Consider the following 17651-nt stretch of genomic DNA (forward strand, 5'->3'; position numbering starts at 1 on the left):
CTACTCAATATGTTGTTGCAAATCTTGTCCGCTATAATAAATATAATATGCCTTTTGCATCTCATAATTATTGAGTGCTTGATTGTAAGTTGATTCTGCTTCAAATTTCTTTGTCAAAGATTGAAGATAATCCACAAAATTAAGAATCTGTGCGTCATATTTTTTTGCTACATTCTCAAATGCAATGCTTGCTGAACGCAATGCTGCCTCTGATGCTTTAATCTTTGCTACGGCAATTTCAAGGCTTTTGCGATACATCTTTTCATCTTTTTTTTGCTCTTCTTTTTTATAAGCAAGCTCTTTAAGAGATTTTAAATAACCAAGTTGAGCAGCTTCATATTGCCGATAAGTCGTAAGTGCATCAAGGTGAATAGTCGCATTAATCATAATCTGATTTTGATTAAGCGGAAATTGACGTTGTAACATAGGCAGGATATCATTGGGATTCATTCCACCTAAACCACCTTTAAACCTAATTGCTCCCGGTTTAGTAATATCGCTATTTACCACATAAGTATCACTGATACTTAAAATTGGAAGATAATTAAATTGTCGCGCTTGATATTTTGCGCTCAATGCTTGGAAGTTAAGCATATTTAAGTCGTGGCGATTTTCATCAAGTGCAAAAAGCGGTGCTTTAATATTTTTACGCTCAAGCTCTTGCACCTCTGTATTTGCAAGAAGTGAGAGCATAAGCTTATTTTTTTCAATCTCCATTTTGATATTTTCAATATCGTGCTCGGTAGCAAGCAATTCTGCGCGCAAAGATTCTACATCATCAATGGTTGTAAGCCCTGAATTAAAAAGTCTCTCCACACGTTTAATGTTAGATTGTAGCTGAATGCGTTTTTGGTCTAAACTCAAAAGTTGCGCACGATTGGTAAAATAACCATAATATTGCTCAATCACACTTAAAAAAAGCTGGTCTTTAGTATTTTCCCTATCCTCAATGCTTGCACGATAGAGTGAGCCTTTTTCACGCACTTTGTTATAGGTTTTAAACCCACTAAAAACTTCCCAATTTCCCTTTATACTTCCTGTATGTGTTTTCATACGCATACTTGGATTGTTTGTATCTTGGTATTGATATGCTCCATCAAGAGTGGGCAAAAATTCACCCCAAGCCGCCCTACTTGTGGCTTGAGCTTGTAAAATCGCCAAATCTTTAGCTTCAAGATTGTAATTTTTCTTTGCCCCCTCAATAAGCTCTATGAGCGTAAAAACTCTACCGCTAGATTGTGTGGATTCTATATTTTGTGCATTATCTTGCGCTTGGACAAGATAATGCATAGAATCTTGTGGTATTTGTTGAGCATTTAAGATAGAGAAAAATCCCAATATAAGGACAATTCTTTTCATAAGTTATACTCCTTGTTTATTATCAATTTCCATTTTTGAAGTTGGCATTCTAACTCAAGTTTGTAAATAGGGTTGCATATGCAACTATATTTTATATTAACTTGTAATACGTGAAGGGTGAGTGTAAATATTGAGCGTATCACCACGTGCAAAACCTACAAGGGTAACGCCTAAAACCTGTGCAGATTTAATCCCTAAATATGTCGTAGCAGAACGCGAAATTACTATGGGAATATCACTCATCGCAGCTTTAATCACCATTTCCATTGATAAGCGTCCGCTTACAATAAGTATTGCCTCACTCATATCAAGCGAAGCAAGTCTCGCTCTGCCAATAACTTTATCAATAGCATTATGACGCCCAATATCTTCACTCACAAGCGTCTCTTCGCATACAAGCATTGCCTTATGCACACAACCTGTGCGCTCAAAAAGCGCACTTGGCTGATTAAATTCATCAAGGAGTTTAAAGATTGTGCGCGTATCCACACGCATATTTGAAGCGATAAATTTTTGAATAATCTCTCCATCAAAATTTGCACTTACTCCAACACAACACCCTGTCGTCAGAGTTTTTTCTTTATGGAGATGATTAAGCCTATCTTCTTTAATATGGGCATTCATATGCACACTCAAGCCATCAGGAGCAATTTCAAGTGAAATAATATCATCAACACTTTCTAATACGCCCTCATTCATCAAAAATCCTACCAAATGAGCATCTTGAGAGAAAGGCAAACTCATCACAGAAAGGAGTTTTGTGCCATTGAGATAAAAAGCTATGCGTTGCTCCTCAATGATGTTATCTTCACATACCTGCAATGATTCATCACGGAAAAGCCTCACCATACGCATTTGATGCACAAAGTCGCTCACTTACTCTCCTAGTGTTTTATGCGCATAGAATCTAATTTGCCTTGAGCCTTTAAATCCTTGTAATAAAGACTATGGAGCATAGAAAGCTCTTCCTCACCCATTTTGCCATTAAGGATAGATTCTACTGCGCCTTCAATAGCAAAAACTGCCATATAAATATGAGTAATCAAAAGCGCAATAATAGCAAAGCCCATCACATTGTGCAAAATTGCTAGAATGCGCAAAGTATTAATATCCGTGCATTGAAAAAACATTACTGCACCGCTCAATACCATTACGCCACCACCAAGTGTAGCCACCCAAAACCACATTTTTTGCCCTGCATTAAACTTGTGAGCTGGAATCTCGCGATTGACTTTATCAAGATAACCACCAAGCATCATCATCCATTTAATATCGTGAGCTTTGAAAAAACAATCTTTTGCCCACATAAGCAACATTAATGTGCCAAATACAGCAAAGAAAATTGTTGCAAAGCCATGCACATCACGAGCAAAGCGAATAAGTGTGCCACCACCAAGCTTATCGCCAAAAACCATCATAAGTCCCGAAAGGCACAACATCACAAAAGGCACAGCTGCACACCAATGCACAACAATATTATATTTAGTAAAGACGATTAAAAAGCTATCGTGCGAATAATGTCGCTTACCCACAAGCTTATAATGCCCATAAAACGCCATAGGCACAAAAATGACAATCAATAAAAAAATCAGAGCAAAATACTGCCCTTGCAAGATTGTAAAAAGCTCACCCCAACCAAAAGAATTGGGTGAATCCACACCCCAAGCCTTAATCGCAGCGACTTCTGGTCCGCCATAAAGATGAGGGTTGGCTCTATCTGCGGGCATAATAAGTGCATTATTTCCATTTATAACTTCTGCATATTGCTTTCCACCTGCTTGTGGGACACTTGGATCAGCAGCAATCACAAAAGCACAAAGACTCACTACAATCAAGTAGATTCTAAAACACCATTTCATAGAATCCTCCTTAATCCTCGTAAGCCGTTTTCCACACATTAGGCACAGCATTAGGGATATTTTCGCCTTTTGTGCTAGCACGATGCGTAATAATATGAGAGAGCTGCTCACCACTTCCAGCAAGCAATGCCTTTGTAGAACACATAGAAGCGCACATTGGCACTTTACCTTCTGCGATTCTATTTTGCCCATAGAGTTTGTATTCCTCTGCGCTATGAGTTTCTTCAGGACCACCAGCACAAAAGGTACATTTATCCATTGCTCCTCTTGAGCCAAATACATCAGATTTAGGAAATTGTGGAGCTCCAAAAGGACAAGCATAAAGGCAATATCCGCAACCGATACAAGTTTTCTTATCGTGCAAAACAATGCCATCGGCTCGGATATAAAAGCAATCTACTGGACATACCTTAGCACAAGGTGCATCAGCACAATGCATACAAGCAATAGAAACTGCGCTTTCTTTACCTACTACACCCTCATTGAGAACAACAACTCGTCTGCGATTGACACCAACAGGCAAATGATGAGCCTCTTTACAAGCTACATCGCAGCCGTGGCATTCAATACATCGGTTTGTATCGCAATAAAATTTTATCCTTGAGAAATGCTCAAGGTTTTTTGGAATAGTGTTACTCATTTTTTATCCTTTTATTACGCTTTTTCAATTCGGCATAGACCGCATTTTGTTTCCGGACAAGCAGAGTTATAATCATACCCATAACTGCTAATCATATTTGCTGATTCACCAATAGCATAAGGTTTTGTGCCCTCTGGATATTTATCAAGTCGCGATTCTCCTTGATCCATACCTGAAAAGTTTTGAGGCAACCAAATGCTATTTTCATCTACACGAACAGAGAGTTTTGCAGGCACAAGAATTTTGCAACCATTTGTTCCATATATCCATACCAAATCACCATTTTTTACTTTAAGCTCTGCAGCTTTATTTGGGTGAATCTCCACAAACATTTCTCCCTCTACTTCAGCTAAATATTTCGCACTACGAGTTTCTGCACCTGTTCCCATATGAGCTACTAAACGTCCGCTTAACATATTGATAGGGAACTCTTTTACCCAATCTTTTTCCTTTTGACGCGAAATATACTTAACATTAGCACGGAAAAGATTTGGTTTATCTGGGAAGCTTGGATATTTATCTACCAAATCTCCACGCACAGAATGGAGGGGCTCACGATGGAGTGGAATCTTATCATACCAATTCCATACATTCGCCCTTGCTTTACCATTTCCATAAGGGCATAATCCTGCCTCTAATGCTTTTTCTACCAAAATATTATTCCCTATACCTAGAGCAAAAGTGCTTCCCTCAATGGCATTTTTCTCCTCGCTACTTAGACTAATCCCCAAAGATTCAGCATTTTCTGCAGTTACAGGAGCGTATCCACCGATATGTTTAGCATTTGGCAAGCTTCTATTTGTAAGCATACTTTGCCCATCTGGGCTTGTAACACCCCAATTTACGCGGAATCCCATACCTCCACGCATAACAGGAATAGTATCATTATACATTACAGGTGTGCCCGGGTGCTTATCACTCCAACAAGGCCAAGGCAGCCCGTAATAATCTCCCTTAAACTCTCCTGTGCCTTCCAGTGTTACTTTATCAAATAAATGCCAATTTTCTTGGTGGGCTTTTAGTCTCTCTGGACTCATACCTTGCAAACCAATGCTACGAATACTTTGCGTAAGTTCAGTAGTTGCATCTTCAGGCCAAACAAATTGCTCCCGTCCTTTTGATTTTGCTATATCATAAAGTCGCCATTGCAATTCTTTCAAGAATCCTAATCGTTCAGCCAAACCAAAGAGAAACTCCTCATCAGGACGGCATTCAAAAAGCGGTTCCATTACTTTAGAACGCCATTGATAGCTACGATTTGTCGCTGCCACAGAACCACTTGTTTCCATTTGAGAAGCCGCTGGAAGCATAAAGAGATTATCGCTTCTATCACTATAAATTGCCAAGTCATTAACATAAGGATCTACAAACACCACCAAATCTAGCATATCCATTGCTTTTTTTTGCAAATCAAGCAAAGAAACTGTGGTCATACCTGAACCAATTACAACTAAAGCACGTAGCTTTGTGCCACCATTATTTGCAGCATTTTCTTCATCTAATACACCAAATTTCCAAGTAGAATGTGCAAAACCGGTTTTACCCATCATTTCTGCATCTTTGAAACGTCCTAACATCCACTCATACTCAACGCCCCAATGCTTACAAAAATGTCGCCAAGCTGGCTCTCCAAGCCCATAATAACCCGGTAGAGAATCTGCGAGATTGTTCATATCCGAAGCTCCTTGCACATTATCGTGTCCCCTTAAGATATTCACGCCTCCGCCATTTTTCCCAATGTTGCCTAAAAACATTTGCAAAATAGGCATAATTCTTGTATTGCTTGTGCCAATCGTATGTTGTGTAAGCCCTTGATTCCAAATTAAGCTTGCAGGTTTTGCAGCTGCCATTTCTTCGGCAATATGCCTAATTTCATCAGCTGGGATTCCACAAATATCTGCTGCCACTTCTGGAGAGAATTTTTGTGCTTCTTTAATAATATCCTCATAGCCATAAACTCTCTCTTTGAGATATTGCTCATCATAAAGCTTTTTAGCAATGATGTGATTGAGCAAACCATAAGCAAAGGCTATATCTGTCCCACTGCGGATTCTATGGAATTCATCACATTTTGCTGCAGTTTTTGTAAATCGTGGATCAATACATACAAGTTTTGCTCCTTGCTCTTTAGCTCGCAAAATATGCACCATTGACACAGGGTGATTTACCGCTGGATTTGCTCCAATGACTAAAATATATTTTGAGAACATCATATCGCCAAGATGATTTGTCATACCACCATACCCGAATGTATTCGCCACACCGGCGACTGTTGGGCTGTGTCAAACTCTAGCACAATGGTCTATATTATTTGTCCCAAAAAATGCTGCAAACTTACGAATATAATAGCTTTGCTCATTAGAACATTTCGCGCTTCCTAAAAACATCACTGCATCAGGACCGCTTTCTTCTCTAATTTGTTTAAGCTGTGTAGCAATTTTATCCATTGCCTCATCATATTTAAGCCTTGTCCATTGCCCATTTTGCTTTTGCAAAGGATAGCGTAATCTTGTTTCGCTTCTTGCTCTATCAATCAAATCTGCACCTTTGCAGCAATGTCCGCCTTGAGAAATCGGGTGGTCTTGAGCCACTTCTTGGCGCACCCATACACCATCTTGCACTTCAGCAATCACACCACAACCCACCGAACAATGTGTGCAAATAGTTTTGATTTTTTGAGATTGTGGATATTTTTCCTTCAACTCTGCCTCACTTGCTTTTCTAAGCACTTTTTCCCCCTCATTTCCCAAAGCACTGCTCACACCAGCCACAGAAGCCAATGCAGAGAGTTTGAGGAATGAGCGCCGAGCATTGCGTCTATCATTTACCTCGCTCATTTTCACTCCTTATGATTATCTATTTGGCAACTGAAAAATAAGTTTGCCAATATGTTGTATCATCACGATACAACACCTCTTGCTTTTTGCTCTTACCCTTAATGACTTCTTTTTGTGTGTGTTCTCCAGAACAACCAGTCAAACTAAGAGAGCCTATCGCAACCACAGCGCCACCTACCCCAGCAGTTTTTAAAAACTTACGCCGAGTTTGATTGCTTTCTTGCATTTTAGACATATAGCCTCCTTTTTTTGACTTTGGGATAAACCCATTTGAGCTCTCCATTTTAAGGGCTCAAATCAGCTTACCTTTTATATTGAAAATGTCATTTTAAACTCCGCTCAACATTTAAAAAACTCTGTAATAAATAACCCACACTTGCATAATAACTCAAATCCTCTCTTTGAATAAGTGCAGCTACAACAAAATCTCCTAAAGGAATCACAAGTTCATCTACAACTTGAGCACTCAATACCCTATCTCCCTCATTAGGAGAAAGCAAAAGATGACGCATTAAAAGCAACAAAAAGCCTAAATGTTCCTCGCTTTCCTTGCATTCTTGAGTATTAAGCCTAAAAGTGCTTTGTTTAGTAAGGCTACGTGCTTTAAGTAAAGCCTTGCCATTCAAATAACCTTCAAGATAATGCGAAAGATAAAGCATTATTTGAGTATTTTCACTTTTTACTTTTTCATTTTTGCAATCTGATTCGTGAGGCACAGCAAAGGGCAAAATAAAAGTATGAGTGTATTCGCGTAAAATCTGTTGTGTGCCCTTACGCTCTAATTCACTTTCTAAAAGCTCAAAATGCGCATTATCTCGCTCATTAAGGATATTTTCCTTTAAAATTTTTACTTGTTTTAGCAAAACGCTTGAGCGCTCACTCAGCAATTCATATAAAAATAATCCTGCAAAAAAATCATAATATAATGCTCTCGCACTTGCTACAGATTCTAAAATATCTCGTGCCATTAATGCGCTCCCTCAAACATAACTTTTACCTTGCAATCTGCACAACATTCTAAAGTTTTAAGCTTAAGAATATCGCTACCAAAAGCAGGAGTAAGAATCTGCTTAATTTTTTCAATACTTTTACGTGTAGCAAAAATTTTATCACATTCTATACATCTAAATGGCTCATCAACCGCTATTGGGATATATTCAAAACTTTCAGGGATAAGATTGAGCGTGTGAGATTCTATGCTTAAGACTTGCTCGGCACAACTTGCTACACAATACCCACAACCTGTGCAAAGTGAGGACTTATAAAGTAGCTCAAATGACGAATTATTATTAATTAAAGCATTGGTATTACACGCTTCCACACAACTAAGGCACATTGTGCATTTTCGCGCATCAATACCCAAGATACCAAAACCCTTAATTGACACTTTGCTATATTCTTCTTGCTTAATCCAAAAACGCATACGTTCAGAAAAAATGTCCTTGCTTGTCTCCTTGCTCGCAGGTGTATAAATATAATGACTTTGTGTAAGTGGTTGCAACATACCTAAAGCTTGCGAATCTGTAAAATTATAGATTGCTTTTTTTGCAAAAATGCGCTCATAAATAGTATTTAAAGATTCTATATCGCTAGAAATATGCTCACCCAATGGACTATAAAGCACAATTGGCGCACTTGATTCTTGCAAAAGCGTAAGGAAATAAGTGCTATTAAGCATATCAGGCACTTCTAGGACAAAAGGCAAAAGTAAGCAATTGTATTCTTTGAGGGCACGAAAGTCTTTGGCAAATTGTTGCGATTCAAGGTCTGCTCTTGCTACTATAAGCGGTATGCGCCCTTTATAAAGTCGTGCTTTGTAAGTAAAAGATTCTAATCCATCACCTTCGCGTTGCATACTTCCCGTGGGACATACACTCACACATTTACCGCAAGAAATGCAATCAATAGGTGAGAGATGCAATATTTTTAAAGAATCATCACTGCTTACACCCATAGTCGGGCATATATCAACACAACTATGACACACATTGCTTCCGTCAGAGAATGGGCGACGTCCTTGATATTGACAATGTGATGAATCAAATACAATGCTACGACTATAATTTTGCTCCCCGCATAAAGCAAGTAAAGAGCGCAACATTGAATCTGCACTCTCATACATATTTGGTGTATGCACACCTTTAAAATGAGGGAGATTCTCAAGTGGGGCAAATGAAACTACCTGCGAAGTAGCAATTTCTTCAACTGCACCTTGAGCATTTTTAAAATACAACTTAAAAGCTCCAAGATGTCCGCTAAGGCGCACAAAATCCTGTGGTAAAAGATGAAGCACCTCAAGTGCAGTATGCTTTTCATTGACACAAAGTGCCAAAAAAGTATCGCATAGCTCTCCATAGCCAATTACTACACAATGTGGAGTAACCACGCTTAAAGCATCTTTGCTTAAAGAGGTAAAATCAAGCGTGAGTTCATCACATTCTTGTAAGATTTCTAATTCCTCATTGTTCAAAAGCTCAGTTAATCGATGTTGTTTCATCTATATTCACCTTAAAGTATCGTGTAATATGATACTTCACTTCAGCAAAAATTAAAGCATTTTTTAACTAAAATACTTTTATATAATTTAAAATATATCGGTTTTTGTAACATTCCTCAATATAAGTTCTTTTCCATTGAAATAACAATGGATTTTTCCTAAGAATCTTAATTCTAAAGGTTTCTTAGCACTTCTATAAGCATTAGGAATGATACTTCTATCAAAGATAGGACATTCTTGATAGTTATTGTGAATAAGCTTTGCCATAAAAGGTTTTAAATATTCACTCTCTTTAATCATAAAAGTAGCTAAACCTTGAGTATTAGTGATAGATTCTTGTCCTAGATTGACATTTTGTAATTGGAGTTTTGCATTCTCTATGGGTATTCTTGTGTATTCATCTAAGGCTTGGATTTGAAAGTGTATCTCTCCAACTCTATGAGAGTTAATGGTATCAGGAGGGAGAAAGGATTCTTGGGAGGAGAGAGTGTTGGGGGAGAAGAGGGGAAAAGTATCGTTAGTTTTATTTTCACAACAATGCCCACATAAATAAGTAATACATTCTTCATATTCTTTTTGAGTCATTTTACTTTGATTAGTGGAATCTAAGATTCTATTGGCTGCTCTTTCTGTAATTTCTTTTTTTCTTTCTTGTAGGCTTCTTTCATCAGTTTCTATAAGAGACATTATATTTTGTATGGCTTGGTTGGAAGTCTTTTTGAAATCTTGCCAAAGAGATAGAGATTTGTCTTTAAGGTAGAGATAGAGGTCGGAGAGAAAATAGGCAACAAGCACTGCAGCACCGATACCAAGCACTAATGCCCAACCTCCACTAATTATTCCTGCTGTAACAAGGGCACTCATTACTGCCTCAATCCCCACGCTAATCCCAATTTGTAAGCCACCTAGAATTAATATATCTTCAGTATCTAAAGCCTCATTGCTTATATTGAGTGTCATTGTTTTAGAAGCATTCTTTACTTCAAGTCCTATTTTCACATAAAAAGGTAACCCTTTTTCAATATATTTAGCAGCTTCTGTAACGATTGTATCCATTGAACCTAGCATATAAAATAAGCTTGATGTTATGGTGTTTTTCTCGCTAGATTCTAGGGGTGCTACTTCAATGTTTGTGGGACAGGGTGTATTGTTGCTAGTAATGCAAGATGTTGGAAGCTTTATTGTCTTTATTTCTTCGCTCATTATAACTCTCTCCTATCTATTTTAGTATTTTGTGCGTTGGGTATTTTATCTTGTAAAATCGCTCTGTGATTGAGAGATTCTATCAGTTCTTTAGAATCAATGTTTCTTGCAAATCCAAATGTTCGGTATTTTACAAGATAATTATCTTGGCATAGGCAACGCACTATTTGTTGGACTTTCATAGGGATTGTTGATTGTGAAAATGTAAATTCACAATAATATAAATTTTCATCGTTTTTTATGGGATATAAGCCGATAGACACAAGCCCTAAAGATATACAAAATTCCGCATAAAGCAAATCATCATCAGCATAAATGGCTTTTATCTTTGGAATAGCTAACAAAGCGATATGAAAGATAAAAAATCCAGCATACATAAAGCCCAAAGCAGCGAATAACACACAAAAAAACAAAATAGAAAGGACTTGAAAGAATCTTGATAATTTGATTTTTATGCTTTGATGATAAGGTGTTAGTAGTTTTAGGCTTTGCTTTGTATCTTTGATTTTCAAAGAGAGAAAGTGTAACATCAATAAACCAAACATTACGCAAAACACAACAAAAAGGACAAGTCCTACATAATGTGCATAAGGGTTAAAATTTCTTAAAAAAGCATTGTTTTGATGGGTGTGGCTAGCCATCAAAACAAATCCTAGCAAAATGCTTATGGCACCAGAGATTCTCATCATAGCAAAAATCATATTGTAGAATCTTAGCCTTCCATAATCCACTTCTCCATTTTTATAGGGCAATCCTTGCAGTAGTAAGGGGTCAAAGTGTTTCATCTATCCCTCCATTATCCCCATAGCTTTCTCCTCCGTGAATGTAGAAATTATTTCTTTGTGTGGTAGATTCTATAGTATTCGTGCATTCTTTATTGGTATAGATAGGGATATTATATTTGCCCCATTGAATCTGTCTGTCTCTTTTACTAACCATTCTTATACCACTACTCTTATCATTTTTACTTTTATTGATGTCTATATAGTATATTCCATCTGGAATTGCTCCTTTATCTTTTTGTTTTTGCCACTCTTTATCTAAACAAAAATAAGAAATCTTATTTTGATTATCTTTATAACTCACAAAACTCTCATACCCATATTGTTTTATTAATTCCTCTTTCTCCCCTAAACTTAAAGCGTTTCCACTATAAGCATTAAAGTAGTCTATTGCTTTATTGCCATTGTTTATATAGAGCTCTTTTCCATTGAAATAACAATGGATTTTTCCTAAGAATCTTAATTCTAAAGGTTTCTTAGCACTTCTATAAGCATTAGGAATGATACTTCTATCAAAGATAGGACATTCTTGATAGTTATTGTGAATAAGCTTTGCCATAAAAGGTTTTAAATATTCACTCTCTTTAATCATAAAAGTAGCTAAACCTTGAGTATTAGTGATAGATTCTTGTCCTAGATTGACATTTTGTAATTGGAGTTTTGCATTCTCTATGGGTATTCTTGTGTATTCATCTAAGGCTTGGATTTGAAAGTGTATCTCTCCAACTCTATGAGAGTTAATGGTATCAGAAGAAAAGAGGAGAGGAGAGAGTAGGTAGAGTTGGGGAATATGGGATTCTTGTTGAGAGTCTTGTTTGAGGTAGTTGGGGAAAGAATGGAGTAACTTATCTATATCATTTGAAGTGGAGTTAGAATCTATATTGCTTAAAACTATCTTTAATTCCTGCTCAGTCGGATTCCTTAATGTTTCTTGTTCATATTTGTTTTGAGAACTGAATATATTTTTCTTTAAATAATCATATAATTCATCAATTTCCAATGCGTCATAAATATTACTAAGTATTGCTGTCGAAAAATAACCTACTCCAGCCAAAAACAATACTCTTCCTGCACCTGCAATAAATCCACTTGTCGCGCCTGCAGCATTACCTAATCCAGGTATAATCGAACCAGCTAATGTTCCGATTCCAGCCCCAATGAGTGCTTTATTTAATATCTTTGGTGCTATTTTTGTGGCAGAAAAACCAACTATTACATCAAGATTTAAAACAATAAAATTTTTAAGTTGAGAATTGTTTGGATTATTTTGCATTATAAGAGCATTTGGAGTTGAACCTAAAACAACAACAATGAGTTGAACTTTTGTATTTGAATATACATCTAATGCCCAAACAGCATTTCTTATAGCACTGATTGCACTCGTTAAAGCACTTGAGTCATTGGATACCTTATCCTGATTGTTGATTTGCATATAATAAGTTAAATTATCTTGTTGGGTTACGACTATCTCATCGCTTTCATAAATCGTTTTCATTGTTTCTTATGCCTTTTGATGTGTTCATAGAGCTCGAGTGTTTTCTCATCTTTTTTAATGGTAATATTTATCAACATATTTTTATGCCAAATATGCAGATAGTAAGTATCACTTAGATTGACATAGAGCATAGAACTTTGTATCTCATCTAATGAACTTGCAATCAGAATCTCATTCCATTTATAAGAGAGTTTGCCATATATACGATGATACAAAGTGAGATAAGTTTCACTTATTTGTGCTTTATAATACCAATCTTGCAAACAAAGCTCTAATAAATAGAGAAAAACACCAATCCCAAGAAAAATATCTACAAAATAAAAACATACTCCAAAAATTAAAGAGGCTATAAGGACAAGTAAAAGCAATGTATTGTGCTGTATATCGCATTCATAGAGGCTCACTTCATTTGTCTGTGATGTATTATAGAAAATGCGAATAAAATTAAAAAGACTAGCCAAAACAATCAATATCCCTAAAAACTTTAATAAATAGGGTGAAAATTCCCAATGATAAACAAGAGTTGCAATAAGTATAAAAACACAAAAGAGAGCAAAGATAATCTTCAAAATAGCCAACAAGAATCGAGTTGCATTGTTTGGATTATAAGCATTAGTAGGATTAGAATCTCTCACTCCGCCTTTACCTCCCCACCTTTAACAACTAATCCTTTAGAATCTATCACTACTTCTACTCCACCTGCTTTAATAATAACACAATCTCCCTTAGCAGTAATTGAAGTATCTCCTACTTGGTGAAGGATTTGGTTGCCAGCTGTAGCAGTAAAATTACTCTTAGATTCCATATCAGTATTATCTGCTATAAAAGAAAGTTCTTTTTGTGTTTCAAATGAAGTAGATTCTTTGCCAAAGAATAAGATATTATCTTTAGCATTAAAATTCATTTGGGATTGAGTAGAAAGATTATATTCTTTTATACTCTGTATGTCTAATGTCCCTTGTATGATTTCCCTCTTATTCCCCCCTACATTCCTACTCTCATCTTGTTCTATACTTGTATTGAGATTCCCCCCTATCTCCACCTCCTTATCCTCTCCTACATATTCACTACTCTTCTTTGCAATCCTTACTTTGTTATCTACTCCTACATTTAAAGTATGACTTAATCCTACAATGGTATCTTTAGATAAAGCTACATTGGTATTATATTCTCCTCCAATACTTACAATCTTTGCTAAATCTATGGTTTGAGTATGAATCTTTTTAATCCTTTCATTATAAGTTCCCTCTACTTGAGATTCTTTATTGTTATGTATGGTTTGGAGAAAGTTATGCTTAATGAGTTCTTCATAATCTCTTTGTGCTTGAAGATAGATGTGTTCTTGTTCTTTGAGATTGGAGAGCGTGATTTCATTGAATCCAGATTCTATGAGATTGTGATGAGAGTTTGTATTCTCTGCTTGCAATGCACTGCTATTATTAAGAGTTCTTGCACTTAAACTTGTTTGATGAGCATTTAAAGGGAGGGGAGGATTGAAATTAATCTGAATCCAACTCAACTCATTACCTTATTTTGTATCAAGGCTTCTTTAATGGTATGGCGATTTACTTCACTTGCACCTAAATGATAAAAATGTTCAATTAATTTTAATTTAAAATTATTCCAATATTCGTTCATATATTGATTTTGTCGATAAACATTGCTATGCCAAGTTGAGAGAAGAAATTGAGCTTTCGTATTTTTAAGGATTTTGTAAAGTTCTCTTTCATTGCTTTCGCTCCACGCATTGAAATAATCGCTATGCCTATCGATATAAGGCGGGTCGCAATAGATAAAGTCATTTTTCTTTGCTTCTTGCAAAACCAAAGAAAAATCGCAGATTCTAAATTCATAGTCGCTGTGCTGTATCAGTCTAGCTACCGCATCGATTTGATTAGTGATTTTGGTGATATAGGCGGCGGAAAATCGAGCGTCTTTTTTGCAATAAGGCACATTGAATCTGCCTTTGGAATTAAACCGCATTAAACCATTAAAACAACTCCGATTAAGAAACAAAAAGTCAAAAGGACTATGGGTTTGGTTAAATCTCTCCCTCACTTTCAAGTAATGTTCTTGCCCCACTTTTTGTAAAATATCTCCTTCGTATTGCAAATACTTTCGTGCGGAATCTTTTGTAATGACACCTTGCTGAATCGCTTGATAAAAAGCAATAATATGGGGGTTATTGTCGCTGAAAATCGCTCTTTTAGGAGCAAGGTTAAACCCAACAACACCACTGCCCATAAAAGGTTCAAAATATATGCCCTTTTTATTCCAAGTTTGAAAAATATCTCTTATGTGAGGAATAATTTTAGATTTTATCCCTTGAATCTTAAGCGGTGGGATAAGGGTTTTGAGTGAGACTATCGCATTCATTGACTTTTACCTCTATAAGTTAGGTATTCGCTAAGTTTTGTGATGTTTTTGGTTTTGCCTTGAGAATCGGTAATAGTGATTTTCCCATAGTTTATCCAATAATCATCAAATAGAGACTCTCCTAAATCCGCAAACACTCCTTTTTCATTCAAAATATCATCTATATTCTTAATGCTTCCTATATTGGCAGTGTTGCCACTTCCGCTACAATCACTCGCGATTTTATATTTTTCTACAAAAAACAAGGTCAAATTTTGAATCACAGATTGAATCTTGCCCAAATCATCAAGCTTGTATCGTTTTAATTCATCAATTTTCACCCTATCATAAATCACCCCCAAACAAAAATGTCCTAAATAGTCTTTGTAGGGGAATTGTATGTTTTTGTTTGATTCTCTATTTTTAAAATATTCGCCGTGAGAGCCTAAAGTAAAGCCATTACAGAGTTTTGGGTTATTTTCATTGCGATAAGTTGTTTTTAAATCAATCGCATATTTAATAGTAGAATCTTTTTGGGATACAAACGATAAATCAGGATAATAATTTTGATGATAAGGTAAAACAACATTAAAATGATGTGTTTTAGCAAATTCTAGGATATAAGGGAAAATATGGATTTCTAAAATTTTAGAAATTACTTTAGTGTCGTTAGAAAGCGAAAATATGTGTGTATCGCTATCAATAAAACCTTTGATTTTCCATTGATGATTAGGTTGGCAAATCTTGGATTCTAAATTTGATAAAAAATCTCTAAAGCTTTCTATAAAGGCTTTTTTATTCACCCTTGTCTCCTCGCATACTAAAATTCTTGACGACGAATCTTATTTTCTTTCTCCATAACAACTCCTTAAAGATTTGTTTAATAATGCTTGGGTTGTCAATCATTAGAGGTATCATCAGTAGATTCTAATTCTCCTTTTTCTACGAGCATATTGAGTACATCGCAAAGATCTTTCATTATTTTTTCCAATGTTTTTAGATGATTTGGATTATCCTTAATTTTTACTCTACTTCTCCAAGTATCAGCTTCCCATATCCAAAAACAAGATAAATCATTGATTGTAAATTCCCAAATACTGACATCAGGTCCTAAAAGATAATCTTTATTTAACACCACATTATAATGTTTGTATTGTGCAAGTGATTGAATGTAATGCGGACAAGCATCTTCTTTGCAATCAAAGTTATCTAAATAAAATTCAAAGCGATTCTCTGATTCCCGATAACCTCCCCAATAAGCAATTTTCTTATTCTCTACTTGCATGAAACTCCTTTTTTATATTTGAACAATTTGATGAAACATTACACGATTTGTCGTATCATTTTGGAACGACACCTAAGCTTTTATTCACACTAGGTCTTGACCTACTTGAAGCTTCAATGGTGTAATTATAAATATCCTCCATATTTGTTAATCCTTTTTCTTTTCTCACATACTCTATCCATTCCTCCCAAGTTTGAATAGGATCTGTCTTATCTAACTCTTCTGCTTTCTTTCTATCTTTCATCGCATCTCTTGCATCTTTTCTAGCTTGATTACGAAAATTAAAATGAAACTTTGCTCTTTCTTCAAGCGTTAGGATTCTACTACCAAGCTCCTTTACTTTTGGTAGTTGGGTATTAACATACCATTCTCTTGCTTCTTTGTTGCTTAAAGACTCTCTAGCAATTCCTTGAGATTCTCTATTTTCTCTCCGCACATATCTATTACCTTGCAATTCTGAAGCGAATCTTACACCTTTAATTACTAAATTTTTTCCCATAACTCCAGCAATACTCAAAAAATATCCACTTACATCAATAAGCCCCTCTTCTTTGTATTCAATAGGCGCATAGATATACAATGTATTACCTACCTTATGATTAGGATTCTCTATAAAAGCATAAATCCTTATTGTTTGATTGAGCCATTCTTGCTTTAAGTTTAATACTATTTCCTCGCCCTTAAGCTCATAATCATCGTTATTTTTGAGTATTTGAAATGCTGCATTATCTTTTACGGGTTGAGATTCATCTAGGCTTCCTATGATAATTCCCCACCTCGTCTCTTTCTTTTGCTCTTGATAAATGCGTTTTTGTTCATTGCTTTGTTTTTCTTTGTTTGGGATATTATCTTGGTTATAGTAGGCTTTGAGGTGGATTTGTAGATTATTTATTGCCTGTAATGCTTCTTGTTCTATAAATGTATGATTGTCTATATCATAGATTCTCTTTGGCAGATATATTGTATTTGCATCATTATCCTCACAAGTATATTGTATTTGTTCTCTTATTTCTGCATATACATTGCTCACTAAAAGTTTATCTTGATAATGATATTCTAGGGTATGATATTTTCCTCTGTGTGCTTCTCTAACGCAAGAGGAATTAGTTTTAGGAGCAGGTTTATAATGAGGATGTTGTATCTCCACTCTAAAAGCGTGGCAACTTTTAAGATTTTCTATGTCATCTAGAATAACTTCTCCATTGAGGCTTTCTTCATTGTAGAGAATTTTGTTGGTTTTTCTTTCAATAACTTTTATCGTAGCATTCTGAATAGGATTATAATTAACATCTCTTATTTGTATTTTAATAGGTTCAGAATTTAGCTTTGACATTACAAT

At 35.7% G+C, this 17651-nt stretch carries 17 protein-coding genes; all 17 read right to left on the bottom strand.

The window, feature by feature from the left end; genetic code table 11:
* On the bottom strand, positions 1 to 1359 hold the full coding sequence (locus HH_RS01105; protein ID WP_011115068.1) for a TolC family protein: 1359 nt from the start codon (positions 1357 to 1359) through the stop codon (positions 1 to 3).
* Positions 1360 to 1455: 96 nt separating this feature from the next.
* Positions 1456 to 2235: a formate dehydrogenase accessory sulfurtransferase FdhD gene (gene fdhD / locus HH_RS01110; RefSeq protein WP_011115069.1), complete on the bottom strand. Its 780-nt coding sequence runs from the start codon at positions 2233 to 2235 to the stop codon at positions 1456 to 1458.
* 8 nt (positions 2236 to 2243) lie between these two features.
* A complete protein-coding gene (locus HH_RS01115; RefSeq protein ID WP_011115070.1) occupies positions 2244 to 3218 on the bottom strand; it encodes a formate dehydrogenase subunit gamma in 975 nt (324 codons plus the stop codon).
* Positions 3219 to 3228: 10 nt separating this feature from the next.
* On the bottom strand, positions 3229 to 3858 hold the full coding sequence (fdh3B, locus tag HH_RS01120) for a formate dehydrogenase FDH3 subunit beta (RefSeq protein WP_011115071.1): 630 nt from the start codon (positions 3856 to 3858) through the stop codon (positions 3229 to 3231).
* Positions 3859 to 3872: 14 nt separating this feature from the next.
* Positions 3873 to 6695 (bottom strand): molybdopterin-dependent oxidoreductase, encoded by a 2823-nt coding sequence (locus HH_RS01125; RefSeq protein WP_083750343.1) that lies wholly within the window; start codon positions 6693 to 6695, stop codon positions 3873 to 3875.
* A gap of 19 nt (positions 6696 to 6714) precedes the next feature.
* On the bottom strand, positions 6715 to 6930 hold the full coding sequence (locus tag HH_RS01135; protein WP_011115074.1) for a twin-arginine translocation signal domain-containing protein: 216 nt from the start codon (positions 6928 to 6930) through the stop codon (positions 6715 to 6717).
* A gap of 88 nt (positions 6931 to 7018) precedes the next feature.
* A complete protein-coding gene (locus HH_RS01140) occupies positions 7019 to 7663 on the bottom strand; it encodes a molecular chaperone TorD family protein (protein ID WP_011115075.1) in 645 nt (214 codons plus the stop codon).
* A complete protein-coding gene (locus tag HH_RS01145; protein ID WP_011115076.1) occupies positions 7663 to 9192 on the bottom strand; it encodes a 4Fe-4S dicluster domain-containing protein in 1530 nt (509 codons plus the stop codon). The genes HH_RS01140 and HH_RS01145 overlap by 1 nt, the downstream gene beginning before the upstream one ends.
* 87 nt (positions 9193 to 9279) lie before the next feature.
* Positions 9280 to 10395 carry a hypothetical protein gene (locus HH_RS09620; RefSeq protein ID WP_041308932.1) on the bottom strand — a complete coding sequence of 372 codons (1116 nt, stop codon included), beginning with the start codon at positions 10393 to 10395 and terminating at the stop codon, positions 9280 to 9282.
* Positions 10395 to 11180 (bottom strand): hypothetical protein, encoded by a 786-nt coding sequence (locus HH_RS01155; protein ID WP_011115078.1) that lies wholly within the window; start codon positions 11178 to 11180, stop codon positions 10395 to 10397. The genes HH_RS09620 and HH_RS01155 overlap by 1 nt, the downstream gene beginning before the upstream one ends.
* Positions 11167 to 12672 (bottom strand): glycine zipper family protein, encoded by a 1506-nt coding sequence (locus HH_RS09625; RefSeq protein ID WP_011115079.1) that lies wholly within the window; start codon positions 12670 to 12672, stop codon positions 11167 to 11169. The genes HH_RS01155 and HH_RS09625 overlap by 14 nt, the downstream gene beginning before the upstream one ends.
* On the bottom strand, positions 12669 to 13133 hold the full coding sequence (locus HH_RS01165) for a hypothetical protein (protein ID WP_148141004.1): 465 nt from the start codon (positions 13131 to 13133) through the stop codon (positions 12669 to 12671). Before HH_RS01165 ends, HH_RS09625 begins: the two co-directional genes overlap by 4 nt.
* Before the next feature lie 170 nt (positions 13134 to 13303).
* Positions 13304 to 14191, bottom strand: coding sequence for a bacteriophage T4 gp5 trimerisation domain-containing protein (locus HH_RS01170; protein ID WP_050720585.1), 888 nt, complete (start codon positions 14189 to 14191; stop codon positions 13304 to 13306).
* Positions 14188 to 15048: a DNA adenine methylase gene (locus HH_RS01175; protein WP_011115082.1), complete on the bottom strand. Its 861-nt coding sequence runs from the start codon at positions 15046 to 15048 to the stop codon at positions 14188 to 14190. The genes HH_RS01170 and HH_RS01175 overlap by 4 nt, the downstream gene beginning before the upstream one ends.
* The gene (locus HH_RS01180; protein ID WP_011115083.1) at positions 15045 to 15830 is read right to left on the bottom strand and encodes an EcoRV family type II restriction endonuclease; all 786 of its coding nucleotides are present in this window, start codon (positions 15828 to 15830) and stop codon (positions 15045 to 15047) included. Before HH_RS01180 ends, HH_RS01175 begins: the two co-directional genes overlap by 4 nt.
* Before the next feature lie 95 nt (positions 15831 to 15925).
* Positions 15926 to 16312, bottom strand: a complete 387-nt coding sequence (locus HH_RS01185; RefSeq protein WP_011115084.1) for a hypothetical protein — start codon at positions 16310 to 16312, stop codon at positions 15926 to 15928.
* Between the two features lie 55 nt (positions 16313 to 16367).
* Positions 16368 to 17645, bottom strand: a complete 1278-nt coding sequence (locus tag HH_RS09675; protein ID WP_011115085.1) for a hypothetical protein — start codon at positions 17643 to 17645, stop codon at positions 16368 to 16370.
* Between the last annotated feature and the right edge of the window lie 6 nt (positions 17646 to 17651).

The sequence above is a fragment of the Helicobacter hepaticus ATCC 51449 genome (assembly GCF_000007905.1).
Lineage (GTDB): Bacteria > Campylobacterota > Campylobacteria > Campylobacterales > Helicobacteraceae > Helicobacter_C > Helicobacter_C hepaticus.